A 24,267-nucleotide genomic window follows, 5' to 3' on the forward strand; every position below is an offset into this window, starting at 1 on the left:
TCGGGATTACATGTCGGTTTCGGTCTTGAGCGGCCTTGTCATCAACGCCGACACAGCCTGGTCTATGGTTATGGTGCCGTCCAGTATGGCGGCGACGGCGGCGATGATCGGCGCGTCGATCCGGCGCTCGCCGGCGATGCGGGCGGCGATTGCCGCCGTCGGCACGCCTTCCGCCAGAGGCAGGCCGGCGAGCGGCTTGCCTTGCCCCAGCGCCAGCCCATAAGCGAAATTGCGCGACTGGGCGGACGAGCAGGTGAGCAGCAGGTCGCCGAGGCCTGAAAGCCCCATCAGCGTCTCCGGCTTGGCGCCAAAGGCGGCGCCGATGCGGCGCAATTCGACGAAGCCGCGCGTCACCATCGCCGCCTGGGCGCTGGCACCGAGCCCGGCGCCGGTGACGGCACCCGCGGCAATGGCAAAGACGTTCTTCAGCGCGCCGCCGATCTCGACGCCGATTAGATCGTCGCTCGAATAACAGCGCAGATTTTCCGCCGAAAAGCGGGCGGCAAGGTCGGTGGCCAGAGCCTCGTCGCGGGCGGCGACCACGACGGCCGTCGGCAGGCCCCTGGCGACGTCGGTGGCAAAGCTTGGGCCGGACAAAGCGGCGACCGGATTTGCCGGCAGGATTTCCTCGGCAATGGATGACAGCAGCGCGCCGGTGTCGCGCTCGATGCCCTTGGCGCAGAGGACCAGCGGGACGCCTTTCGGCATATGGCTGGACGCCGCCGTCAGCATAATCCGCAACGATTGCGCCGGCGCCACCGCCAGCACGCAGTCCGCGCCGTCGAGCGAGGCCTCGATGTCGCTCGTCGCCACGATGCCGGGATCGAGCGCGATGCCCGGCAAATAGCGCGGATTTTCGCCACGGTCGATCGCCGCGACGGTCTCCGGGTCGCGCGCATAGAGGCGGACGAAATGACCGGCTCGCAGCATGGCCAGCGCCAGTGCCGTGCCCCAGGCGCCGCCGCCGAGCACGGCGACGCGCCAGCCGCTTGGCGCCTTGTGTTCGCTGCCGGTCACGCCTTGGCCCCACGCCGGCCCGAGCCGACCATCGGGGCCGAGACGCTGTCCAGCGGCCAGCGCGAGCGCGGCACGAAATCGGCCGCGTTTTCGCCTGATATGCCGGCGCGCAGGCGCTCGATGCCGGCCCAGGCGATCATCGCCGCATTATCGGTGCAGAGGTTAAGCGGCGGCGCGACGAAGCTGAACCCGGCCTGCTCGCACAGGCCCTGCAATGTCGCCTTGATGGTCCGGTTGGCGGCGACGCCGCCGGCGACAACCAGCGCAGGCTCGGCCTTGTCCGGGAATTGCTGACGGAACCGGGTCAGCGCCCGCGCAACACGGTCGCCCAGCGCATCCGCCACCGCCGCCTGGAACGAGGCGCAGATATCGGCAACATCCTGGTCGCTCAGCGGGGCAATCGCGGTTGCCGCCTGGCGCACCGCGGTCTTGAGGCCGGAGAAGGAAAAATCGGGCTGCGCCGAGCCCTTCATCGGGCGCCGAAACGCAAAACGCGCCGCATCGCCATTTGCCGCCGCCTGCTCGACATTCGGTCCGCCCGGATAGGGCAGGCCGAGCATCTTGGCCGTCTTGTCGAAGGCCTCGCCAAGCGCGTCATCGATCGTCGTCGCCCAGCGCTGGTAGTCGCCGACGCCGCGTACGGCGACGATCTGGGTATGGCCGCCGGAGACCAGCAGCAAGAGGTAGGGAAAGCCGAGCCCGTCGGTCAATCTGGCCGTCAGCGCGTGGCCTTCGAGATGGTTGATGGCGATCAGCGGTTTTTTGGCTGCCGCGGCGATTGCTTTGGCCGTCATCAGGCCGACGATCAGCCCACCGACAAGACCGGGACCGGCGGTGGCGGCAATCGCATCGATGTCGGCGAGCTCGACGCCGGCATCGGCCAGCGCTGCCTCGATGATGCCGTCGAGCGCCTCGACATGGGCGCGCGCGGCGATCTCCGGCACGACGCCGCCGAAAGCAGCATGCTCCTCGATCTGGCTGAGCACGATGTTCGACAGGATTTGCGGCGTGCTGCGACCGTCCAGCGCCACCACGCTGGCGGCGGTCTCGTCGCAACTCGTCTCGATGCCCAGAACGCGGATCAATTCGTCGCTGTCCTCGATGATTGTGCAACCGGCCTTTCCCCGATAGGAGAAAGCCCGGAAAACGGCCTCGATCTGCCGGGGGTTATCACGGACGGCGCGTCATGCAAACAACCTTGAAAATCGGAACACGCGGCAGCCCGCTGGCGCTGGCGCAGGCGCATGAAACGCAGGCGCGGCTGATGGCCGCGCACGGCATGCCGGCCGAGGCGTTCGAGGTGGTCGTCATCTCGACCAGCGGCGACCGCATCCAGGACCGGCCGCTGTCGGAAGCCGGCGGCAAGGGCCTGTTCACCAAGGAGATCGAGGAGGCGCTGCTGGCGCGCCGCATCGATATCGCCGTGCATTCGTCGAAGGACATGCCGACGCTGTTGCCCGAAGGGCTGGAACTGTCCGCCTTCCTGCCGCGAGAGGACGCGCGCGATGCCTTCATCGGCAAGGCGGCGCGAACGATTGCCGGCCTGCCACAAGGCGCCAAGGTCGGTTCGTCGTCGCTGCGGCGCCAGGCGCTGATCCGGCGGATGCGGCCGGACGTCGAAGTGGTGATGTTCCGCGGCAATGTGCAGACGCGGCTGCGCAAGCTCGACGACGGCATCGCCGACGGCACCATCCTCGCCTATGCCGGGCTGAAGCGGCTCGGGCTCGAAGATGTCGTCACCGACCTGATGCCGCTCGACGTCTTTCCGCCAGCGCCGGGACAAGGCGCGATCTGCATCGAAAGCCGCATCGGCGACCGCGACGTGGAAGCGATGCTGACGGCGATCCACGACGGGCCGACCGGCGAGGCGCTGGCCTGCGAGCGCGCCTTCCTGGCGGCGCTCGACGGGTCCTGCCGCACGCCGATCGCCGGCCATGCGACGATATCGGGCGGGACGATTTCCTTTGCCGGGCTGATCATCTCGCCCGATGGCACGCAGTCGCATGAAGTCAGGCTGCAAGGGCCGGCGCAGGAGGCGGCGCGCATCGGCGCGGAAGCCGCCGCGACCGTTCGGGCCAAAGCCGGCGAAACATTCTTCGACGGCTGGACCTGACATGCTCCGCGTCCTGGTGACGAGGCCCGAACCGGGCACCTCGCGCACGGCGCGCCGGCTTGCGGATGCCGGCTTTCAGCCGATCCTGCTGCCATTGACCGAAACCGTGGCGCTGGCGGTCGATGCCGGCGCGGTCGCCGATGCCGCCGCCGCGGTCGCGGTCACCAGCGCCAATGCCGTTCGCCATGCGCCGAAAGAGGTCATCGCGGCGCTCGCGGGCTTGCCGTGCCACACCGTCGGCAGGAAGACGGCGGAAGCAGCCCGCGCTGCCGGGTTTCTGTCGGTCAGCGAAGGCCCGGGCAATGCCGAGGCGCTGGCCGATGCACTTGCTGGTGGTTTTGCCGGGCAGACGATCGTCTATCTCTGCGGGCGGGTGCGGTTTCCGGGTTTCGAGGAGCGGCTGCAGGCGGCGGGCGTTCAGGTCCGCGCCGTCGAGACCTACGACGCCGTTGTGCTGGATTACTCCGATGAGGCCGTGCTTGCGCGCCTGTCCGCCCGGCCGGTCGAGGCGGTGCTGCTCTATTCGGCCAAGGCGGCCATGGCGATGCAGGCCCTGGCTGGCCGGCCGGCGCTGCGTGGCCTTTTTCAGGACACGCGCTTTTTCGCGTTGTCGGGGCGCATTGCCGCGGCCCTGGGCGATGTCGCCGGCGAAAGGATCCGGATAGCGCCGGAGCCCAGCGAGGATGCCTTGCTGGGGCTTTTGCAGGCGTCGCGCTGACCGGCACTCGAGGCGGCTCTATCCCTGTCCTCCAGATGTTGACGCCGCCCCTCACCTGCCTGCCGGCATCCTCTCCCCGTATAGTGACGGGGAGAGGGGTGCCTTCGCCGAGGATTTCGCCAATCTCCAGCGTTGCAGAAGAAGCGTCGAGCCTCGTGACAGCCCCTTCTCCCCGTCACTATACGGGGAGAAGTGCCCGGCAGGGCGATGAGGGGCAGCGCCAACATGGACGATTGCCCTCGAGTCACATTTTGTTCTTGCTTTGTGCCGGCAGCTATGCTAGAAAATCACTGATGGTGCTGATTCGCCCCAACGACCCGCCGCCGAGGCGGGTTTTTTGTTTCTGGCCCCGCATGCCGTATCCCAAAACCACTGCGGCGTTTTGCCAAAACTGAACTCCAAGCCGTGGCGTCATCACGCCGCCCCTTTTCACCGCTTGGTGATGTGCTAGACCCTTTCAACCATCCCGAAGCGAATTTTGCGGAGCCCGAGTATGGTCAAGACGCCGAAGATGCGGCATTCCAAGAGCCGCCGTGAGCCGGTGACCATCGAGCTCGAGCCCGGCGCCGTCTCGCGAGTCGCCGACGAACAAGATGTCGCGACCTCGCAGACTGACGAGGCGCGGGCCGAGGAAGCGGCGAACGCCTCGCAGCCCGAGCCGCCTGAAGAGCCGGTGCATGCCGACCAGACCGATCTCGAGCCATGGGAACACGCCGACGCAGCCGCGCGCGCCGGCACGGAAGAGCCGGCGGATGCCGGCACCGATTCTACCAGGGAAACGGAAACCCCTTATCCCGCCGGTTCGGATGCGCCGCCCGGTCGCTCCACGGCTTCCGACTACAGTTTCGAAGATGCATCCAGCGGAACCAGGGCCAACGAACCGGGGATCCCGGGCTCCGGCGAGAAGACAGCCGAGACGAGGGACGACCATATGGCAGCGCAGCCGAAGCGGAGCGGCATCAACGGCATCGCCGCCGGTATTGTCGGCGGCGTCATCGCGCTCGCCGCGGCCGGCGGGCTGCAATTTGCCGGCCTGCTCGGTGCGCCGGGGTCGGGCCCCGTGTCGCTCGACGCCGTCAATGGTGAGATCGTTTCGCTGAAACGCGAGGTCGCGGACCTCAGACAGGCCGGCGCCAACAATGACGCATCGGCCAAGGTGGACGGGCTGTCATCGGCGCTGGACCAGGTCAGGGCGGACGTCGCGGCGTTGAAATCGACGGTCGAACAAGGCGGCGCCGGCGACAATGCCGGGGTGGCAGCACTTGGCGACAAGGTCAGGCAGATCGAGACGGCGGTCGCGGCCCTCGGCAAGGCCGGCGGCACGGCGCCCGTCGATCTCGGCCCGCTCAACGAAAGGCTGGCCGCGCTCGACGCGCTGGTGAAATCCGCCGGCGACACGGCAAAGGCGCAGGAAGGCCGACTTGCGGCCCTGGAACAGTCGGTTTCACAGCTCTCGGGCAAGGTCGATGCACAGGCTTCGCAGCCGAAGATCGCGCTGGCCATTGCCGCCTCGGCGCTCAAGGCAGCGCTCGACCGTGGTGCGCCGTTCGCCGCCGAGCTCGAAACCTTTGCCGCCATCTCACCCGATGCACCCGAGATCGCGACGCTGCGCGCCTTTGCCGAAAAGGGCGTCCCGACGCGGGCCGAGATCGCCGCCGAAGCGGACACCGCCGCCAACGCCATGGTCGCTGCCGCGACGCCCGTCGAGCAGAATGCCGGCATCCTGCAAAAGCTGCTGTCGAGCGCCGAATCGCTGGTCAAGGTCAGGCCGATCGGCGCCGTCGAAGGCACCGGCGTCCCGGAAACCGTCGCCCGCATGGAGGTCGCGGTCAATCAGGGGGACTACGCCAAGGCGCTCAGCGAATACGAAACCCTGCCTGACGCGGCCAAGGCCGCCGGCGCCGACTTTGCCGGCAAGCTGAAAGCTCGGATGGAGGTCGAGATGCAGATCGAGTCGCTCATCGCCGGCGCGATGAAGGCGTGAGGAACCCAATGATCCGCATCCTCGCCTTCCTCGCCGTCGTCTTTGCGCTCGGGCTCGGCTTCGCCTGGCTGGCCGACCGGCCGGGTGAAATGCTCGTCACCTTCAACGGCTATCAATACCAGGTCAGCCTGATGGTCGCGGCGGTGGCGGTCGTTGCCGTGGTTGCCGCGGTGATGATCGTCTGGTGGCTGGTCAAGGCGCTGTGGAACAGCCCCTATACGATCTCGCGCTATTTCCGCGTGCGTCGCCGCGACCGCGGCTATCAGGCGCTGTCGACCGGGATGATCGCGGCTGGTGCCGGTGATGGCGCGCTCGCCCGCAAGAAGACTAAGGAGGCGGCAAAGCTGATTCGTTCCGACCAGGAGCCGCTGATCCAGCTGCTCGACGCGCAGGCCTCGCTGCTCGAAGGCGACCATGAGGGCGCCCGTGAAAAATTCGAGACCATGCTCGACGATCCCGAAATGCGGCTGCTCGGCCTGCGTGGGCTTTATCTCGAGGCCGAGCGGCTCGGCGACCGCAATGCGGCGCGCCACTACGCGGGTCGTGCCGCGGCAGTGGCGCCGCAACTGGCATGGGCGGCCGAATCGACGCTGGAAGACCTGACCGGCCGCGGCGATTGGGACGGTGCGCTGAAACTGGTCGACGCCCAGAAGTCGACCCGGCAGATCGAGCGCGATGCGGCCAACCGACGCCGCGCCGTGCTGCTGACCGCCAAGGCGCAGGCGTTGATCGACAGCGATGCCAATGCCGCCCGGACGGCGGCTCTGGAAGCCAACCGGCTGCGGCCGGATTTCGCGCCGGCGGCGGTCGTCGCGGCAAAATTGCTGTTTCGGCAGAACGACGTGCGCAAGGGCTCGAAAATCCTCGAGGCGGCGTGGAAGGCCGAGCCGCATCCCGAGATCGCCGAGCTCTATACCCATGCCAGGCCGGGCGATGCCGTGCTCGACCGGCTGAACCGGGCAAAGAAGCTGCAGGACCTGAAGAAGAATCATGCCGAGTCCTCGCTTGCCGTGGCGCGCGCCGCGCTCGATGCGCAGGATTTTTCAACCGCCCGTCGGGAGGCGGAAGCCGCCATCCGAATGGATCGCCGCGAAGGCGCCTATCTGCTGCTCGCCCACGTCGAGGAGGCCGAGAGCGGCGACCAGGGCAAGGTGCGGCAGCTGCTGTCGAAGGCGGTGAGGGCGCCGCGCGACCCGGCCTGGGTCGCCGACGGCGTCGTCTCCGAACGCTGGACTCCGGTATCGCCGATCACCGGCAGGCTCGACGCATTCGAATGGCGGGCGCCGATGGAGCGGCTCGGCCAGTTGATCGACAGCCATGAGGATACGCCGGAGGCGCCGGTGCCGGCCATCGCGGCTCCAGCCAAGCCGGTAGAGGAAACAGCCGAGGCGATCGAGCCCACAGCGGTTGCTGCCGAGACGCCGAGCGCGGCGACCGAGGAGAGGCCGGAAAACCGTGCCGGCGAGGATCATGTGACACCGGTCACCGCGGCGGCATTTGCCGCGGTGCCGGACGATGCCGAAGCCGTCGAGCCGGCGCAGGAATTGACGCGGCTGCCTGACGACCCCGGCGTCGATCCCGACGACGCGGCGGATAAATCGGCGCGCCGGTTTCGTTTGTTCTGATCAGGGTCGAGCGGACCCGGGCTTATTGGGAATGATTTGATGTTCGAACGCGTTCTGTCGTTTCTAAGGGATCTGCCGTCCGGTGGTGGCGACAGCCCCAGCGCCGACGATCCGCGCATTGCGGCGTCCGCCCTGCTTTTCCATGTGATGAACGCCGACGGGGTGCGCCAGGATACCGAATGGGAGCGGTTCAAGAAGGTGCTGGCGGAAAGCTACTCGATCAGCGGCGACGAACTCGACGCGTTGGCGGCTGCCGGCGAGCGGGCCGACAATGAGGCGATCGACCTCTACGCCTTCACCAGCGTGCTCAAGCGCCATCTCGACGCCGAGGCGCGAAAGGCCTTCATCGGCCTGATGTGGGAGATCGTTTATGCCGATGGCGAGCTGCACGAACTCGAGGACAATACCGTCTGGCGGGTCGCCGAGCTGATCGGCGTCGAACGTCGCGATCGTGTCGAGGCGCGCCTCAAGGCGGCCGCCGCGGCTCCTGGTGCTGCCGGAACGTCGAGCGACGAATAGACAGGATCCCGCCTTCCAATGCCGCCCAAGCCAAGCCCGAGACCAAAGATCCTGATCGTGCTGCATCAGGAGCATTCGAGCCCGGGGCGGGTCGGCCATATGCTTATCGAGGAAGGCTTCGATCTCGACATCCGCCGCCCGCCGCTCGGCGAGGCCTTGCCGCAGACGCTGGATGGCCATGCCGGCGCCGTGGTGTTCGGCGGGCCGATGAGCGCCAATGACGGCGACGAGTTCGTCCGCCGCGAGACCGACTGGCTCAAAATTCCGCTCAACGAGAACCGGCCGCTGCTTGGCATCTGCCTCGGCGCGCAAATGTTGGTCAAGCATCTTGGCGGCAGGGTCGAGGGCCATGGCGAGGGCCTGGTCGAAATCGGCTGGTATCCGCTGAAGGCGACCGAAGCGGGCAGCAGGCTGATGCATTGGCCGGAGATGGTCTATCAGTTCCATCGCGAGGGCTTTTCGCTGCCCAAAGACGCGACGCTTTTGGCGACGGCCGAAACCTATCCCAACCAGGCCTTCCGCTACGGCGACAATGCCTGGGGCATCCAGTTCCATGGCGAATTGACCCGGGCGATGATGCAGCGCTGGGTGGTGCGCGGCGCGCACCGCTTCGAACTGCCCGGCGCGCAGCCCGGCCGCGACCATCTCGGCGGCCGGCTGATCTGGGACATGCACCTCAAGCGCTGGCTCGGCGAGTTCCTGCCGATGATTTTTGGCAAGCCGGCGCTGCGGTGAAGTCGGTGCATGTGCCCAAAAGTGTGCAGCGGTCTTGGGAAAACGACATGCACAACAAACGAACTAAAGCGCGTCGCGCTTTAGTTTCGTCCCCTGAGATGACGCACCTTGCGCAGCTGGGGGAACAGCACCGCCCATAGACCGGCGACAGCGATCGCCCCGACGCCGCCGACCACCACGGCCGGAACCGTGCCAATCAACGCCGCCATGGTGCCGGCGCGGAATTCGCCGAGCTCATTGGAGGCGCCGACAAACACCTGGTTGACAGCGTTGACGCGGCCGCGAACGTCGTCCGGCGTCCACAGCTGGATCAGCGTCTCGCGGATGTAGACGCTGAACATGTCGGTGGCGCCGAGCAGGGCAAGGGCTGCGATCGACAGCCAGGTGATGGTCGAGAGGCCGAACAAGACGGTGAACGCGCCGAACAGCGCAACGAAGCCGAGCATAACAAGGCCGGCATGGTTGCGGATCGGGTGTCCGGCCAGCCAGATGGCGACGCAGATGGCGCCGACGCCGGGCGCCGAGCGCAACAGGCCGAGCCCCCACGGGCCGAGTTCGAGGATATCGCGCGCATAGACCGGCAGCAGCGCCGAGGCGCCGGACAGGAGCACCGCGAACAGATCGAGCGAAATCGCGCCGAGCACGATCTTTTCGCTCCAGATGTAGCCGAAGCCGGCGAACAGGGTCTGCACCGTCGGCCTGTCGGTCCGGCTGCGCTGGGCAGGCTTCGGGATGGTGAAGATCAGCACGGCGGCGATGAGCATCAGCACGGCCGCGGTGGTGTAGGCGGCTTCGGCCGAAAGCCCGTAGAGCAGGCCGCCGGCGACCGGCCCGACGATGGTTGCCGTCTGCCAGGCGGACGAGTTCCAGGCGATGGCGTTGGCGAAATCCTCCGGCGGCACCAGATTGGCGAACAACGATGACGAAGCCGGCCCGAAGAAGGCGCGCGCGATGCCGAACATGGCGAGCACGATGAAGACCGGCATCGGCCCGGAGAGGCCGCGCAGCGTCAACAGCAGAAGGGCCAAGGCGCAGCCCGCCTCGACCAGCACTGCCAACGCCATGATCAGGCGGCGCCCGAAACGGTCGGCAACGTCGCCGGTGACCAGCACCAGCAGCAGCGAAGGCAGGAACTGGACGATGCCGACAAGGCCGAGGTCGAACGGGTCGCGGGTGAGATCATAGATCTGCCAGCCGACGGCGACTGACACGATCTGGGTGGAGAATGTCGAGAGAAAACGCGCCGCCCAGTAGCTCAGGAACGGCCGGTGGCGAAAGGCTGCATAACGCTGGTCAGGCGGTACTTGGGATTCTGTGGTCATGGAATAAGGCCCCGTGGCGGCGATGTCGGCCGGCGGGGCACTTCCACGATGGGCGCTGGTCCGGCCAAAAGAGCCTTTAGCGCAGTTCGGCGCGGGACGCGCGCAAAAATCCGGCCTGGATCAACAATTTCCGCTCCGCCGGGCGTTGCCGCTGGCGGAGCGACCGGACCTGATCCGAACGCTTTTAGGCCGTCGCCTTGGCCTTCCTGCCCCTGCCCTTGACGGGCGCGGGCGGGGCGGCTTTGCGGCCGAGGCCGATCGCCTTGGCGAGCTGCGAACGCGAGGCAGCGTAGTTGGGGGCGACCATCGGGTAGTCGGACGGCAGGCCCCATTTGGCGCGATAGGCGTCGGGCGTCAGCCCGAAATGGACGCCGATATGGCGCTTCAAGGATTTGAACTTCTTGCCGTCCTCGAGACAGATGATGTAGTCCGGCGTCACCGATTTCTTGGGATTGACGGCAGGCGTCAGCGGCGCGGCGACCGGCACTGCCGGTTGCCCGAGCCCGCCTATGGAGGCGCTGACGCTGGCGATGAGATCGCCGAGGCCGGAAGCCGGCAAGCGGTTCTTCTCGACATATGCGGACACGATATGGGCGGTCAGCTCGAGCAGGTCGATGTCTTTGCGAGCGTTGTTGTTGTCGTCGATCAATCTATTTCTCCGTCCGTGGGGGTCGCAGAAATTCCTAGTCGGCAAATCTGCGCAATGCAATGACGCCGCACCACGTCACACATTATTTTGAATAATAATACTAACGGCAGCGCGGGATTAACAACCCTGAGCCGGTGCTCGATAATATCAGACAATCAGCAATATCAGATAATCAGGGATTTGTCGCGCCATAGTCGAAATCCGCCTTCGAAGGCGCGTGTGTTGTCGCCGCGTCTGCAATCGGCGGGCAAGTCGGTGAGTTCGTCGACATTGCCGCCGCCGATGACCACGTAATCCGGCTGCATCGCGGTGCGAAGCCGGTCGACGACGTCGAAGACGTATTTGCGCCATTTCTTCTTGCCGCGCTTTTGCAGGCCGCGTTCGCCGACATAGTCTTCGAAACTGCCGCGCTTCTTGTAGGGAAGATGGGCAAGCTCCATCGGCTGGGCGACGTTATCAACGATCATCGCGGCCCCCAGGCCGGTGCCGAGGCCAAGGAACAGCATGCGGCCGCCCTCATAACTGCCGATGGCCTGCATGAGCGCATCGTTGACGACCTTCACCGGCTTGCCGAGCTCAGCGGCGAAATCGCAGCCGACCCAGCCCTTGCCGAGATTGGCGGGTTCGGTCAGCGGCCGGTTGTGGTGCACCGGACCCGGATAGCCCATCGAGACGACATCGTATTGCAGCCCTTCGGCCAGCGTCTTCACCGCCGCGACCATCTGCTGCGGCGTCAGCTCCGGTCCGGAAGCGGTCTTGCGCTCGTCGCCGCCGGCGCTGGTGCGGATCTTGACGTGCGAGCCGCCGATATCGATCGCAAGCACGATCTTTTCTTCGTCCGATGCCTGTTGCTTCACCGCTTTGGCCACCGCTTTCGCCTCCCAGAAATCATTTTGTTGGATTGATCCAGCCGTTCGGCGGCCCGAATCCAGCCATGGCTTCGGCCGGCCCCCACGTCTTTGGCGCGTAGACAGGGGGCGGCGTGGTGTCGCCGAGCACCGGACCGACGATGCGCCAGGCGAGCTCGCTGGCGTCCTGGCGGGTGAACAGCTGGCCGTTGCCGTTCATGGCGTCGCCGATCAACCGCTCGTAAGGCGGCATGTCGCCCTTCGAATCGTCGAGCGCGGTGAGCTCGACCTGCTCGCCGACCATGTCGTCGCCGGGCGCCTTGCGCCGGGCTCCGATCGAGATCGCCACCTGCGGGTCGATGCGGAAGCGCACGTGATTGCAGTCGCCGGGTTTGATTGGATCGAAGACGTCGAGCGGCGGCCGCTTCAGCCGCACGATGACCTCGGTGGCGTGCACCGGCAGGGATTTGCCGGCGCGGATGAAGAACGGCACATCCTGCCAGCGCCAGGTATCGACGAAAAAGCGCACTGCCGCGAAGGTCTCGACCGGCGAATTCGGCGCCACGCCCGGCTCGCTGAGATAGCCGTCGAACTGGCCGCGCACGACATCGTCCCTGGTCAGCGTCCGGATCGCCCGCAGCACCTGCACCTTCTCGTCGATCAGATCGTCGGCCGAGCGGCCGACCGGCGGCTCCATGGCGAGCAGCAAGAGGATGTTGAGCAGGTGGTTTTCGATGACGTCGCGGATGCAGCCGACCTCGTCATAGAAGCGGCCGCGGCCCTCGACACCGAAATCCTCGGCCATGGTGATCTGCACGCTCTCGACGTAATTGCGGTTCCAGATCGGCTCGAGGAAGGAATTGGCGAAGCGGAAATAGAGTAGGTTCTGGATCGCCTCCTTGCCGAGATAATGGTCGATGCGAAAGATCGACTTCTCGTCGAAGACCAGATGCAGCACCCGGTTCAGCCAGCGCGCCGATTGCAGATCGTGGCCGAACGGCTTTTCCACCATCAGGCGCGCGCCCTGGGCGGCGCCGGACTGTTCCAGCCCCTGGACGACGACCTCGAACATGGCCGGCGGCACTGCCAGATAGTGCAGCGGCCGCTCAGCGCTGCCGAGTGCGGCTTTCAGCTTCTCGAAGGTCGCAGACGCACGGTAGTCGCCGCTGACATAGCGCAGCAGCGATGCAAGCCTGGCGAAGATCTTCTCGTCGATGCTGCCGATGGCGTTGACGATGCCGTCGCGGGCGCGCGCCTGCAGCTTGGCGAGGTCCCAGGGATCGAAGGCGACGCCGATCACCGGCTCGCTCAGCGTCCCCTTGGCCACCATGGCGTAAAGGGCGGGGAAGATCTTCTTGTGGGCGAGATCGCCGGTGGCACCGAAAAGCACCAGCGTGTCCGATCGTTCCTGGCTCATGGGCGTGCCTCCCTGTCGCCCGTCACGAGCCGGCCTTGGGTTTTTCGACATGGCCGCCAAAGGCATAGCGCATGGCGGACAGAAGCTTGTCGGCGAATTCGGATTCGCCTTGCGAGGAGAACCTGTCGAACAGCGCCGACGACAGCACCGGCGCCGGCACGCCGGTGTCGATCGCCGCCTTCAGCGTCCAGCGTCCTTCGCCGGAATCCGAAACCCGCCCGCCGAACTGCGTCAACGACGAATCGGCCTTCAGCGCGCCGGCCGTCAAATCGAGCAGCCACGAGCCGATGACGCTGCCGTGCCGCCAGACCTCGGCCACTTCAGCGATGTCGATGTCGAACTGGTAATATTGCGGGTTTTCCAGCGGGCTGGTTTCGGCGTCGGCGGTGCGCTGCCGCTTGCCGGCATTCGCCGACTTCAGGATGTTCATGCCCTCGGCATAGGCGGCCATGACGCCGTATTCGATGCCGTTATGGACCATCTTGACGAAATGGCCGGCGCCGCTCGGCCCGCAGTGGAGATATCCGAAGGGAGCGGTTCCGGCGTCCTTGCCGGGGGCAGGCGAAGCGGCGTCGGCGCCGGGCGCCAGCGTTGCGAAGATCGGATCGAGATGCTGGATCGCGCTGTCGGGACCGCCGATCATCAGGCAATAGCCGCGCTCGAGGCCCCAGACGCCGCCGCTGGTGCCGACATCGACATAGCTCAAGCCTTTCAACGCCAGGCGCGCGGCGTGGTCGACGGCCTCGTGATAATAGGAATTGCCGCCGTCGATGATGATGTCGCCCGGCTCCATCAAGGCGGCCACCTGGTCGACGATCCTGCCGGTGATCGCCGCCGGCAGCATCAGCCAGGCGCTGCGCGGCTTCGCCAGCTTGCCGACGAACTCCTCCATCGAGGCGGCTCCGACCGCGCCGGCGCTCACAAGCGCCGCGACGCTCGCCGGGTTGATATCGTAGACGACGCATTCGTGGCCATCACGCAGCAGGCGCCGAACCATGTTGGCGCCCATCCGGCCCAGTCCCATCATTCCTATCTGCATGGTCTCGTCCTGCCTTACTTGAGGGATCGATGATCTAGTGGCGCTGTTATTGAAGCATGATCTTTTCCGAAAACCGGTCTCCACTTTGCGGGATCATGCTCTCTCCGGTATCGCCGATGCCGACAGAAAAGTCAGCGTTCTCCCAACGGCCGGCATCGGACCAGAAGAATGTGAAGACAATGCTATTGCCCGGAGCGGCGTCGGCAACCGGCAACTCCGCGAGATGGATGCCGAAAAGATTCGCGGTGGTCTCGGCGTCATGGATGGTTGCCCAATTGTCGCTGCTCCAATGAACCACCGCCCGGGCCAGAAGTTCGATGCGCAACGCCTTGCCTGCCGGGATGGTACGGATCTTGTGGTTGAAGCGCCATGCCCTGAGGCGCGACACCGTCCTGCCCTCGACATAGCGCTTGACGCCTTGCGGCGGCATGTCGAACACGGCGCCGTCGCGCAGCGAACGCAGCAGTTTGATGTGCTCGGAATGCGCCCAGACCAGCGGCTTGGCGCTGCCGGAGGGCCCGCCATGCCGCAATTCGCGCTCCGGCATGTCGGGACCGTCCCAGACCTGCTCCGGCAGCAGGCCGCCCGGCCCGGCAGAGTTCTCGAACGTCCTGAGCAGGCTTGCCGCACTATCCCTACGGCCCGCCGCCAGCTCGTAATGGGCGCGCTCGCCGACCAGAAGCGGCCAGGGGCGACCCTGGCCGGTTCCATCGAAGGGCGCGCCGTCGGCATGCTCGCCATAGCCGTCGCCATTGTAGCGGTACCAGAGCGGGCCCTGCGGCAGTTCGCAGCGCAATTGCGCGTCGATGACCTTGACCGTGTCGAGGATGCGCGGATCGTCGGCTGCCTCAAGCCGAAGCGGACCAGTGCCAGCGCATCCGGGCTGACGATCGCCTCGGCCGGGCGGTTCGCATCGCCGGGCGGACGGTTCTTGATCGGTACAAAGCCGTCCTTCGGCGATGCCGCGCCGGCCGTCTCGGGCGGGGCGATGCGGACATAGTAGCCTTCGACGCCGGCTTCGTCGCATGCGGCGGTGCCGACGACGTAGGTCCAGCGCTCGATCTGATCGTTCCAGATATCGGCGGTTTCGCGCAGATAGTTTGCCGGCTCTGTTTTGCCGGCGGCGTCGAACATGTCCGCAGCCGCAAGCAGCGCCGCGATCTCGACCGCAAGTGTGAACGGGCTGTAGCCGGCGTCTTCTTCCCAGCGGTCCTCGCCGGTGACCGGGCCGTTGCGCACGACATAGGCGGCAGCGCGCTCGATCATCGGCATGAAGGAGGAGAGTGCGGCATGCGGCAAATGGCCGGCGCGGCGCAGCGCGTCGGCGAGCAGCAGCGGGAAGGCGCATTCGTCCATCTGAATGCCCGGCCAATAGGCCGACCCGTCGAGCCAGGCGTTCTGCGGCCAATGGCCGTCCGGCTGCTGGATCGAGCGCAGATAGCCAAGGATGCGCAAGGCTTCCGCCGGGTCGCCGGCGGCGAGGAAGCCGCCGGCGGTTTCGACCAGATCGCGCGGCCAGACCAGGTGATAGCCGCCGAGGTCGTCGTCGCCCTTGTTGAAGCCCCACGGGATCGACAGGCTGGCAACGGCTGCTCCGGCGGACGAGTGGTGTGCCGCCAGCACCGCCGTGCTGAGGCGGTAGTTGTTGAGCCCGGACGCCGCATGCCGGTCCAGCGGCAGCAATCCAGACTGCCATTGGCGCCATTTGTCGATGTAGGGTCTGGCTGCGGGCCCAAAACCTTGGTTCAGGCTGGCGAAAGCAGTCTCCGCCGCCTGTTGCGGCGTCGTGCCGAAGCCCAGTGCCAGCAATATTTTTGGGTTCGCGGCCGAAAAGCCGATCTCGCCGATCAGCGCGACATTGCCGTCCTCGGCCCTGCGGCAGGCCGGATCGAGCCGGCCGCCTTGACGAAGCTGCTGCCAGCCGTCGGAGACGCCGACATAGCCGGCCGCGCACGCCTTCCACGGCAGCGACGAGACGAGCGCCAGGCAGGTGCCGCGTCCCGATGCAAACAGGACAGGCTGTCCTTCATGGTCGTCGATCCAGGCGGTGTTGCCCATGCCGGCGTTGACGAGGTGCGGCGCCAGCAGCGCGTAGACGCGGTAATCGGCGGCCGCGCCTTTGAGCGGCGTGAACATAATCTGCTGCAGCAAGACGGGACGTTCCGGATCCGTCAGGATGCGCTTTTCGATCCTGTAGGTTCCATCGCTTGCGGTGTTGACCAGCCGGTAGGCAGGCACCCCGTCCTCCAGGGGTTCGATGCTGTGCTCGGCGTCGCGCTTTTCTTCCGAGAAATAGCCGTCCGGTCCGGTGACGATCAGCCCCAGATCGCGGGTGCAGGCGCTGTCGAGGCGGGGATAGTAGATCTCGTTGAGAATACCATGGCTGATGGTGAACCAGATCGGGCACGCCGGCGAAAGCGCGGTGCCGACGCCGCTCTTGGCGCTCGACGTCCAGCGCGCCGGAATGCCGGGTGCACCCGGCGCAAGATTCGCTGCCATTCAATCGGTCTCCAGCGCCATCCCTAGACCAGGAGCCGAACCAGTTTCAATGATTGCACCGCAAGTTGATCGCTGGCCATGGATTGCTGTTGACAGCTTGTCGCCTATCTGCATTTGTCTGATAATAGATAAAAAACAGCATTATGAGCATATCAGCCATTAGCCACCAGCCAGCCATTAGCCACTAGTAAGACAGCAACTCACGGGAGGAGTATGACATGAAGAAAATATTCGTTTTGGGCGCCCTTGCGGCAATGCTTGCCGCAGGCACCGCGCTTGCCGACACCAGCGGCAAGAAGATCGCCTTCTCCAACAATTACGCCGGCAATTCCTGGCGGCAGGCGATGCTGGACAGCTACGCCATCGTCACCAAGAAGGCGGTTGCCGACAAGGTGGTCGGCGCCGCCGACGTCTTCACGACGGCCGACAAGGAAGTGCCGACGCAGGCAGCCCAGGTGCAGAACCTGATCCTGCAGGGCTATGACGCGATCGTTATCAATGCGGCGTCTCCGGATGCGCTCAACGGCGCCATCAAGCAGGCCTGCGACGCCGGCATTGTCGTCGTCTCCTTCGACGGCATCGTCACCGAACCCTGCGCCTACCGGGTGGTCGTCGACTTCAAGGACATGGGCAAGCAGGAAGTCGAGCAGATGGCCAAATTCCAACCCAAGGGCGGCAACCTCCTGGAAATCCGCGGCCTCGCCGGCACCTCGATCGACGATGCCATCCATGCCGGCATCCTCGAAGGCGTCGCCGCCCATCCCGAGTTCAAGATCGTCGGCTCGGTGACCGGCGACTGGGACCAGACCACGGCACAGAAGGCCGTAGCGACGATCCTGCCGTCGCTGCCGGATGTGGTCGGTGTCGTCGACCAGGGCGGTGACGGCTATGGCGCGGCGCAGGCTTTCGCCGCTGCCGGCAAGCCGCGCCCGACCATCATCATGGGCAATCGCCAGGACGAGTTGCAGTGGTGGAAGGAGCAGAAGGAAAAGGACGGTTACCAGACCTGGTCGGCATCGATCGCACCGGGCGTATCGACGCTTGCCTTCTGGGTGGCGCAGCAGGTGCTCGACGGCCGCACCGACGTGCCGCACGACCTGCTGGTCCCCTATCTTGCCTTCACCCAGGACGATTTCGAGGCCGCGCTGCCGAAGATTCCGAAGGGCGGCGTCGCCAGCCACGAATACACGCAGGAAGACGCCGTCGCGGCGATCAAGGCCAACATCAAGTGAGCATGGCACTATTGTTGCCGCCACAGATAACCGGGTATCGTTAAGGGATGCCCGAGGCCAGTGCAGACATCATCAGGCCTGACGGCGCCGAAAAGCATTTCGGCGCCGTCAGTTTGGACATCATAAGACTGGACGGAGCCGAAAAACATTTCGGCGCCGTCAGGGCGCTCGCCGGTGTCGATTTCAGCGTTCGTGCTGGAGAATGCGTCGGTCTTGTCGGCCATAACGGCGCCGGAAAATCGACGCTCATGCATATGGTGGCGGGCACGCTTACCCCGGACGGCGGGCAGATCGCGGTCCGCGGCGGCGTCGAGGCAAGTTATTCGGTGCCGCGCGCGCAGCAGCTCGGCATACGCTGCGTGTTCCAGGAACTGTCGCTCTGCCCCAACCTCAGCGTCGCCGAAAACACGCGGATCAACCACGCCTCGCTTAATGGCTTCGGCTGGCGGCGCAAGGCGACCGATCTGATCGCCGCCAAGCTCGACGAGATCTTCCCCGGCCACAGCATCTCGGCATCCGACATCGTCGGCGACCTTTCCATCACCAGCCGGCAGATGGTGGAAGTGGCGCGCGCCTTCACGGTCACGCAGGAGCCGCTCGAACTGGTCATCCTCGACGAGCCGACATCCTCGCTCGATGCGCATACCGCCGGCCAGCTGCTGGCGTTCGTGCGCCGCTTCATAGCCGCCGGCAAGAGCTGCATCCTAATCTCGCATGTGCTGGGCGAAGTGCTCGGAAACGCCGACCGCATCGTCGTGATGCGTGACGGCAAGGTCGTCGCCGCCGGGCAGGCCGATCAATTCGACCGCGACAGGCTGGTGACGGCGATGGGCGGAGCGGAGGCGCGCGAGAAGGCCGCGGCCGAGATTGCGAGCGGCAAGCCGGAGCCCGGTCCGCTGCGGGTCCGGGCGCGTCCGGCGCGACAGCAGGACGGCAACGAGCTTGTCGCCCGTGCCGGTGAGATCATCGGGCTTGCCGGGCTTGCCGGGCATGGGCAGACCGATCTTTTGCTGGCGATCTTTGCCGCGGCTTCCCGCGCCAAGACCGGCATCGAGGTTACCGCGCCGGTGGCGCTGGTTGCCGGCGACCGCCAGTCGGACGGGATTTTTCCGCAATGGTCGATCGCCGAGAACATCGGCATCCGTTCGCTGGCGCGATTGCGCAACGGCCTTTTGATCTCGCCGCAGCGCGAAGCTGAGCTCGCCGAGCTGTGGCAGCGGAAAATCGGCATCCGCACGCCCGACATGAACAACAACATCTTCTCGCTGTCCGGCGGCAACCAGCAGAAGGCCTTGTTCGCGCGGGCGCTCGGCTCCGACGCCAAGATCGTGCTGATGGACGATCCGATGCGCGGCGTCGACATCGGCACCAAGCTCGAAGTCTACGACCTCGTGCGCGAAGAGGCTCGCCATGGCCGCACATTCCTCTGGTACACCACCGAAACCGAAGAGCTCGACAATTGCGACCACATCTATGTGTTCAAGAACGGCCGGATCGTCGCCAACCTTCGCCGCGACGAACTGACAGAGGAAAAGATCATCCAGTCCTCGTTCGGCGACGCGGCCTGAGATGACAGCGGTATCCATCGAGAATGGGCTAAAATCTTCGGCTCGCGCCACGAGGCGGGCGCGCACGCTGCGCAGCCTGCTGCCGGCACTGTCGCTGGCGCTGGTGCTCATCGCCATTGCCTGGCTCAATCCGCGCGCCATCAGTTATTTTGGCTTCAGCCTGATGCTCAATCTGGCGATCCCGATCGCGCTGGCGACGATCGCGCAGATGTTCGTCATCGCCGGCAACGAGCTCGATCTGTCGATCGGCACCTTTGTCGGCTTCGTCGGCTGCGTGACGGCGACGTGGCTGAAGGACGCGCCACTGCTCGGCGTCGTGATCCTGCTCGGGTCGATCGGCGTCTACGCGCTGCTCGGCGCGCTGATCCATCTGCGCAACCTGCCCTCGATCGTGGTGACGCTCGGCATGAGTTTTGTCTGGCAGGGCCTGGCCATCCTGATCCTGCCGAAGCCCGGCGGCAAGGCGCCGGACTGGCTGCTGGCGCTGATGGCCTTCAAGCCACCCTTCATTCCGTTCCCGATCATCGCGGCATTGCTGATCGCAGCCGTCGTCCACTTTGGCCTGATGCGCACGTCCTATGGCGTCATCCTGCGCGGATCGGGCGGCAATTCAGCTGCACTGAAGCGCGCCGGCTGGTCGCTGCTCCGCACCAAGATCACACTGTTTGCGCTGACCGGCCTGTTCGGCGTTTTGTCCGGCATGGCGCTGATCGGCATCACCACCTCGGCCGATGCCAATATCGGCAATGGCTACACGCTGCTTTCGATCGCCGGCGTCATCCTCGGCGGCGGCGAGTTCGTCGGCGGCCGGGTGTCGCCGATCGGCGCCGTCATCGGCGCGCTGACGCTGGCCCTGGCCGCCTCGCCGCTCTTGACGTTCATGCACATTCCACCCGACTGGCAGGTCGCCGCCAATGGCGCCATCCTGATCATCGTGCTGGCGGCGCGGGTGCTGATCAGCCGCAGGGAGAGGTGAGCATGGCCTCGCTGCGGACACTGCTCGCCAGACCCTGGATCTGGTCGTTCTTCGGGGCGCTGCTGGTATGGCTGGCGACCATCGCCTTCACGGGCGGCTATGGAGGCGGCGGCATGATCACGGCGGCGCTGTCGCTCGCCGTCTTCACCGTCATCGTCGGCGTCGGGCAGATGTTCGTCATCACGCTCGGGCCGGGCAATGTCGACCTGTCGCTGCCGGCCAATATCGGCCTTGCCAGCGCCGTTGCCATGAAGGTCATGGACGGCAATGATGCGATGATCGCGGTCGGACTGCTGGCCGCACTTGCCTGCGGCATGGCGATCGGCGCCGTCAACTACCTCCTGATCTGGGCGCTGCGCATTCCGCCGATCATCGCCACGCTGTCGGCCAGCTTCGTCATCCAGTCAGTCGATATCAGCTATGGGCGGGGCTTGCAGATCAAGCCGCCGCCGGGCTTTGCCGACTTCACCAACTGGCAGGTGTTCGGCATCCCGGTGCTGGCGATCCTCACCGTGCTGTTCACCATCGGCGCCGGCATCGTTTTGCAGCGCATGATCTACGGACGCTCGGTGCTGGCGATCGGCCAGAACATCCGCGCCGCCTGGCTGGCAGGCGTCAATGTCGGCCGCACCCGCTTCCTCACCTACACGCTGTCGGGCGCGCTCGGCGGCCTCGACGGTGCATTGCTCGCCGGTTATTTCCGCGGCGCCAACGTCGATATCGGCAATGAGTATCTGCTGGCCTCGATCGCTGTCGTCGTCATCGGCGGCACGTCGGTGGCGGGCGGCAAGGCCAATGTGCCGGGGGTCTGGGGCGCAGCGCTGTTCCTGGTGCTGCTATTGACCATGCTCAACACGTTCGGCGTCAGCGTCGGCGTCCGCCTGGTGCTGACAGGGCTGATCATCGTCGGCGTCATCACCGCGGCCGGCGGGCAGAAGGCGTTGCGCTAAGGCAAGGCCCGACCCGGGGCGCGAGTATATCGGTCCAGTCCGCAAAACACGTGGTTCCCATCCGCATGCCAGCGCTGTAAATCCCGTCGCGCTATTGGCCAACATCATTGTATGAGGTTTGCGTGTCCGATTTCGTCAGCACTACAAGGCACGGCAACGTCGCGCTGGTGAGCATCGACAATCCGCCGGTCAACGCGCTGAGCTTTCATGTGCGCGAGCCGTTGATGCGGGCGCTTGTCTCGCTGCGCGACGAGCCTTCGGTGGCGGCAATCGTCATCGCCTGCGCTGGCCGGACCTTCGTCGCCGGCGCCGACATCACCGAGTTCGGCAAGCCGGTGCGGCAACCGGACCTGCGCGCCCTGGTCGCCGTGCTGGAAACTATCGCCAAGCCGACGGTCGCCGCCATTCATGGCACTGCGCTCGGCGGCGGCCTGGAACTGGCGCTCGGCTGCCATTTCCGTGTTGCCGACCAAGGGGCAAGGCTCGGCCTGCCGGAAGTCAAGCTCGGCCTGCTGCCGGGCGGCGGCGGCACGGTCCGCCTGCCGCGTCTCGTCGGTCCGCTGAAGGCGCTCAGCATGATCGTTTCGGGAACGCCGATCGTTGCGGCCGAGGCGCTCGCCGACGGCCTGGTGGATGCCGTCTTCCATGGCGACCTGATCGCGCAAGCGGTGAGTTTTGCGGCCGACATGGTCGCCAAAGGCGGTCCGTTCACGCCGGTGCGCGACCGCAATGATCGCCTCGACCAGGCCGACTTGCCGGCCTTCGACAAGCAGGCGGCAGCTCTTTCCAAAAAAGCACGCGGCCTCAAGGCGCCGATAGCCTGTGCGCAGTCGGTCCGCAACGCCCTGACGCTGCCCTTCGACGAAGCGCTGGCGGCCGAACGCGACCTGTTCCTCAAACTTGTCGCCGGCGACCAATCGCGCGCCCAGCGTCATTTGTTCTTTGCCGAACGTGAGGCGGCAAAGATCCCGGGCAAGGATGTCGGCAAGCGCGAGATCGCCCGGGTCGGCGTCATCGGCGCCGGCACGATGGGCGGGGGCATCGCCATGGCATTCGCCAATGGCGGCGTCCCCGTGACCTTGCTGGAAGCGACACAGGAAGCCTTGCAGCGCGGGCTGGCGACGATCGACAAGAATTATGCCGTTTCCGTCATCCGCGGCTCCCTGAGCGAAGATGCCAAGCGCGAACGGCTGGATTTGTTCAGGGGCAGCACCGACTATGCCGACCTCGCCGATTGCGACCTGATCGTCGAGGCTGTGTTCGAGGAAATGGCGGTCAAGAAGGAGGTATTCGGCAGGCTGGATGCCGTGGCCAAACCGGGCGCGATCCTCGCCACCAACACCTCCTATCTCGACGTCAACGAAATCGCCGCTTCGACGTCGCGGCCGCAAGATCTCCTCGGCATGCACTTCTTTTCGCCGGCTAACGTCATGAAGCTTTTGGAAATCGTCCGCGCCGACAAGACTTCGCCCGACGTGCTGACGACCATCGTCGATCTGGCGCGGCGGATCGGCAAGGTGCCGGTCGTCGTCGGCGTCTGCCACGGCTTCGTCGGCAACCGCATGCTGGCTGCGCGCGGTGCGGAACTGGAGATGCTTCTGCTCGAGGGCGCAATGCCGCGCCAGGTCGACCAGGCGTTCACCGATTTCGGCTGGCCGATGGGGCCGTTCGAGATGAGTGATCTCGCCGGCCTCGACATAGGCTGGCGCAACCGCAAGGCGCGCGGCCAGACGGCGGCAATCGCCGATGCACTGTGCGAACAGGGGCATTTCGGCCAGAAGACCGGCAGCGGCTTCTATCGCTATGATGACGGTTCGCGCACGCCGCTGCCCAATCCCGAGGTCGAGGCGCTAATCCGCAACAAGGCTGCCGAGCGCGGCATTGCACCGCGCCCGATCGGCACCGAGGAGATCATCGAGCGGACGCTCTATCCGATGATCAACGAGGGCGCGAAAATCCTGGAGGAGGGAATAGCCGCCCGCGCGTCCGATATCGACGTCGTCTGGGTCAACGGCTATGGCTTCCCGGTCGGCAAGGGCGGACCGATGTTCTGGGCAAGCCTCGAAGGCGTGGACAAGATCATCCGGCGGCTGGATCACTGGCACCAGCAGACCGGCAAGGACGTCTTTCGGGTGGCACCTCTGCTCAGGCAGATGGCCGAAACCGGTTCCTGGGACGGTGCTGCCGGATAAATGTGGACTACCGAATCCGCGCGTCCATGATCTCGACGAAACGTGCGAACAGGCCGGCCTGCGATTTGATCTTGAGCTTGCGGTAAATGTTGCGGCGATGAACTTTTACGGTTCCCGGCACGATGCGCATCGCCCTGGCAATCGATTCCGTGGAATGGCCCTGAAGCACCAGATCGACGACATGCTGTTCGCGCGGCGTGAGCGAAAGGCTCTTCCAGATGTGAGCACGTTCGAACTCGCTGACCGGAGCAATCGCCTCGTCTTGCTTCGTCCCAACCGGTCCGTCAGCCGGAAGGATAGGCCAGCGCAGCCTGATGAGGCTGATCACCGCAGGCGCCATGTCGCGCAGCAACCTGGCATCGGCGGTTCCGAACGGCCCCGAAGCGCGCAATCGCATTAGCGAGAGCACCAGCGCGTCCTTTCCCGGCAGCGGCACGAAGAAGCCGACCTCCTCCGCAAGCCTGGTCTGGCTGTAATAGGAGCGGTAATATTCGCTGGCATAGAAGCGGTCCGGCGCCAATTCGCGCATGCGCCAAAAGCCTTCCTTGCGCTCGACTGCCGCATGGTGGAACGGGTCGAGCAGATAAGGCCCTTCCTGATAGAGCGCGACGAAGACGTGGCTTTCGGCCGGCGAGAATGTCTCGAACAGCAGCGGCGGGCGTGAGGCGCCGCGATAGCCGAAGATCACGCAATGATCGAAGCTGACATGCTGGCGGAGCCAGGCGACCATTGCTTTGCCGAAAAGCTCGCCGCTCGTCTCCCGCGTCGCTGCGATGAGCGCAGCGAGCCGGCTGTATTCATCGCTGCGCGAAACGCTCAATTCATACCCCTCCAAACGAGAAAATAGACGAAATATACCACCTG

19 protein-coding genes and 1 pseudogene are annotated in these 24,267 nt (G+C 65.7%); 11 read left to right on the forward strand and 9 right to left on the reverse strand.

The annotated features are described in order from the left end of the window. Positions 1 to 6: 6 nt before the first annotated feature. The gene (locus NKH23_RS03570) at positions 7 to 1,017 is read right to left on the reverse strand and encodes an NAD(P)H-dependent glycerol-3-phosphate dehydrogenase (protein WP_352912966.1); all 1,011 of its coding nucleotides are present in this window, start codon (positions 1,015 to 1,017) and stop codon (positions 7 to 9) included. Next, positions 1,014 to 2,099 (reverse strand): tRNA (adenosine(37)-N6)-threonylcarbamoyltransferase complex transferase subunit TsaD, encoded by a 1,086-nt coding sequence (gene tsaD, locus NKH23_RS03575; protein ID WP_352977079.1) that lies wholly within the window; start codon positions 2,097 to 2,099, stop codon positions 1,014 to 1,016. The genes NKH23_RS03570 and tsaD overlap by 4 nt, the downstream gene beginning before the upstream one ends. Before the next feature lie 104 nt (positions 2,100 to 2,203). Between tsaD and hemC the strand changes: the two genes are divergently transcribed. The 6 genes from hemC to NKH23_RS03605 all read left to right on the forward strand — a co-directional run bounded on the left by hemC (position 2,204) and on the right by NKH23_RS03605 (position 8,711). Next, positions 2,204 to 3,130, forward strand: coding sequence for a hydroxymethylbilane synthase (gene hemC / locus NKH23_RS03580; protein ID WP_352912965.1), 927 nt, complete (start codon positions 2,204 to 2,206; stop codon positions 3,128 to 3,130). A gap of 1 nt (position 3,131) precedes the next feature. Next, the gene (locus NKH23_RS03585; RefSeq protein ID WP_352912964.1) at positions 3,132 to 3,848 is read left to right on the forward strand and encodes a uroporphyrinogen-III synthase; all 717 of its coding nucleotides are present in this window, start codon (positions 3,132 to 3,134) and stop codon (positions 3,846 to 3,848) included. A gap of 493 nt (positions 3,849 to 4,341) precedes the next feature. Beyond that, positions 4,342 to 5,832 (forward strand): COG4223 family protein, encoded by a 1,491-nt coding sequence (locus tag NKH23_RS03590; RefSeq protein ID WP_352912963.1) that lies wholly within the window; start codon positions 4,342 to 4,344, stop codon positions 5,830 to 5,832. 8 nt (positions 5,833 to 5,840) lie between these two features. Further along, positions 5,841 to 7,457: a heme biosynthesis protein HemY gene (locus NKH23_RS03595; protein WP_353034220.1), complete on the forward strand. Its 1,617-nt coding sequence runs from the start codon at positions 5,841 to 5,843 to the stop codon at positions 7,455 to 7,457. A gap of 39 nt (positions 7,458 to 7,496) precedes the next feature. Continuing rightward, positions 7,497 to 7,976 (forward strand): tellurite resistance TerB family protein, encoded by a 480-nt coding sequence (locus tag NKH23_RS03600; RefSeq protein ID WP_352468165.1) that lies wholly within the window; start codon positions 7,497 to 7,499, stop codon positions 7,974 to 7,976. A gap of 18 nt (positions 7,977 to 7,994) precedes the next feature. Then, on the forward strand, positions 7,995 to 8,711 hold the full coding sequence (locus NKH23_RS03605) for a glutamine amidotransferase (RefSeq protein WP_292657163.1): 717 nt from the start codon (positions 7,995 to 7,997) through the stop codon (positions 8,709 to 8,711). A gap of 80 nt (positions 8,712 to 8,791) precedes the next feature. Here the strand turns inward: NKH23_RS03605 and NKH23_RS03610 are convergent, their stop codons facing one another. The 6 genes and pseudogenes from NKH23_RS03610 to NKH23_RS03635 all read right to left on the reverse strand — a co-directional run bounded on the left by NKH23_RS03610 (position 8,792) and on the right by NKH23_RS03635 (position 16,485). Further along, positions 8,792 to 10,033 (reverse strand): MFS transporter, encoded by a 1,242-nt coding sequence (locus NKH23_RS03610; protein WP_352977058.1) that lies wholly within the window; start codon positions 10,031 to 10,033, stop codon positions 8,792 to 8,794. Between the two features lie 184 nt (positions 10,034 to 10,217). Further along, on the reverse strand, positions 10,218 to 10,682 hold the full coding sequence (locus tag NKH23_RS03615; RefSeq protein WP_352468167.1) for a Ros/MucR family transcriptional regulator: 465 nt from the start codon (positions 10,680 to 10,682) through the stop codon (positions 10,218 to 10,220). Positions 10,683 to 10,846: 164 nt separating this feature from the next. After that, the gene (locus NKH23_RS03620) at positions 10,847 to 11,551 is read right to left on the reverse strand and encodes an ROK family protein (RefSeq protein WP_352912960.1); all 705 of its coding nucleotides are present in this window, start codon (positions 11,549 to 11,551) and stop codon (positions 10,847 to 10,849) included. A 19-nt stretch (positions 11,552 to 11,570) separates the two neighbouring features. Beyond that, complete coding sequence (zwf, locus tag NKH23_RS03625) at positions 11,571 to 12,947, reverse strand: glucose-6-phosphate dehydrogenase (RefSeq protein ID WP_352912959.1); 1,377 nt, start codon at positions 12,945 to 12,947, stop codon at positions 11,571 to 11,573. Positions 12,948 to 12,969: 22 nt separating this feature from the next. After that, entirely contained in the window at positions 12,970 to 13,986 is a 1,017-nt protein-coding gene (gene gnd / locus NKH23_RS03630) for a phosphogluconate dehydrogenase (NAD(+)-dependent, decarboxylating) (RefSeq protein ID WP_353034222.1), read from the reverse strand. Between the two features lie 46 nt (positions 13,987 to 14,032). Continuing rightward, positions 14,033 to 16,485 (reverse strand): annotated as a pseudogene (locus NKH23_RS03635) (glucan 1,4-alpha-glucosidase). Positions 16,486 to 16,703: 218 nt separating this feature from the next. On the opposite strand from NKH23_RS03635, the gene NKH23_RS03640 reads away from it, so the two are divergent. The 5 genes from NKH23_RS03640 (at position 16,704) to NKH23_RS03660 (ending at position 23,403) form a co-directional block, all read left to right on the forward strand. After that, on the forward strand, positions 16,704 to 17,717 hold the full coding sequence (locus tag NKH23_RS03640; RefSeq protein WP_352468173.1) for an ABC transporter substrate-binding protein: 1,014 nt from the start codon (positions 16,704 to 16,706) through the stop codon (positions 17,715 to 17,717). Positions 17,718 to 17,764: 47 nt separating this feature from the next. Next, on the forward strand, positions 17,765 to 19,285 hold the full coding sequence (locus NKH23_RS03645; protein WP_352977060.1) for a sugar ABC transporter ATP-binding protein: 1,521 nt from the start codon (positions 17,765 to 17,767) through the stop codon (positions 19,283 to 19,285). A gap of 1 nt (position 19,286) precedes the next feature. Continuing rightward, the gene (locus NKH23_RS03650) at positions 19,287 to 20,261 is read left to right on the forward strand and encodes an ABC transporter permease (RefSeq protein WP_352912956.1); all 975 of its coding nucleotides are present in this window, start codon (positions 19,287 to 19,289) and stop codon (positions 20,259 to 20,261) included. 2 nt (positions 20,262 to 20,263) lie between these two features. Next, positions 20,264 to 21,211 (forward strand): ABC transporter permease, encoded by a 948-nt coding sequence (locus NKH23_RS03655; RefSeq protein ID WP_023678189.1) that lies wholly within the window; start codon positions 20,264 to 20,266, stop codon positions 21,209 to 21,211. A 122-nt stretch (positions 21,212 to 21,333) separates the two neighbouring features. Beyond that, positions 21,334 to 23,403 carry a 3-hydroxyacyl-CoA dehydrogenase NAD-binding domain-containing protein gene (locus tag NKH23_RS03660; protein ID WP_352912955.1) on the forward strand — a complete coding sequence of 690 codons (2,070 nt, stop codon included), beginning with the start codon at positions 21,334 to 21,336 and terminating at the stop codon, positions 23,401 to 23,403. Positions 23,404 to 23,410: 7 nt separating this feature from the next. Here NKH23_RS03660 and NKH23_RS03665 read toward each other — a convergent pair whose 3' ends face one another. Next, the gene (locus NKH23_RS03665; RefSeq protein WP_352912954.1) at positions 23,411 to 24,223 is read right to left on the reverse strand and encodes a helix-turn-helix transcriptional regulator; all 813 of its coding nucleotides are present in this window, start codon (positions 24,221 to 24,223) and stop codon (positions 23,411 to 23,413) included. Positions 24,224 to 24,267 lie beyond the last annotated feature (44 nt).

This window comes from Mesorhizobium sp. M1328, assembly GCF_040318075.1.
Classification (GTDB): domain Bacteria; phylum Pseudomonadota; class Alphaproteobacteria; order Rhizobiales; family Rhizobiaceae; genus Mesorhizobium.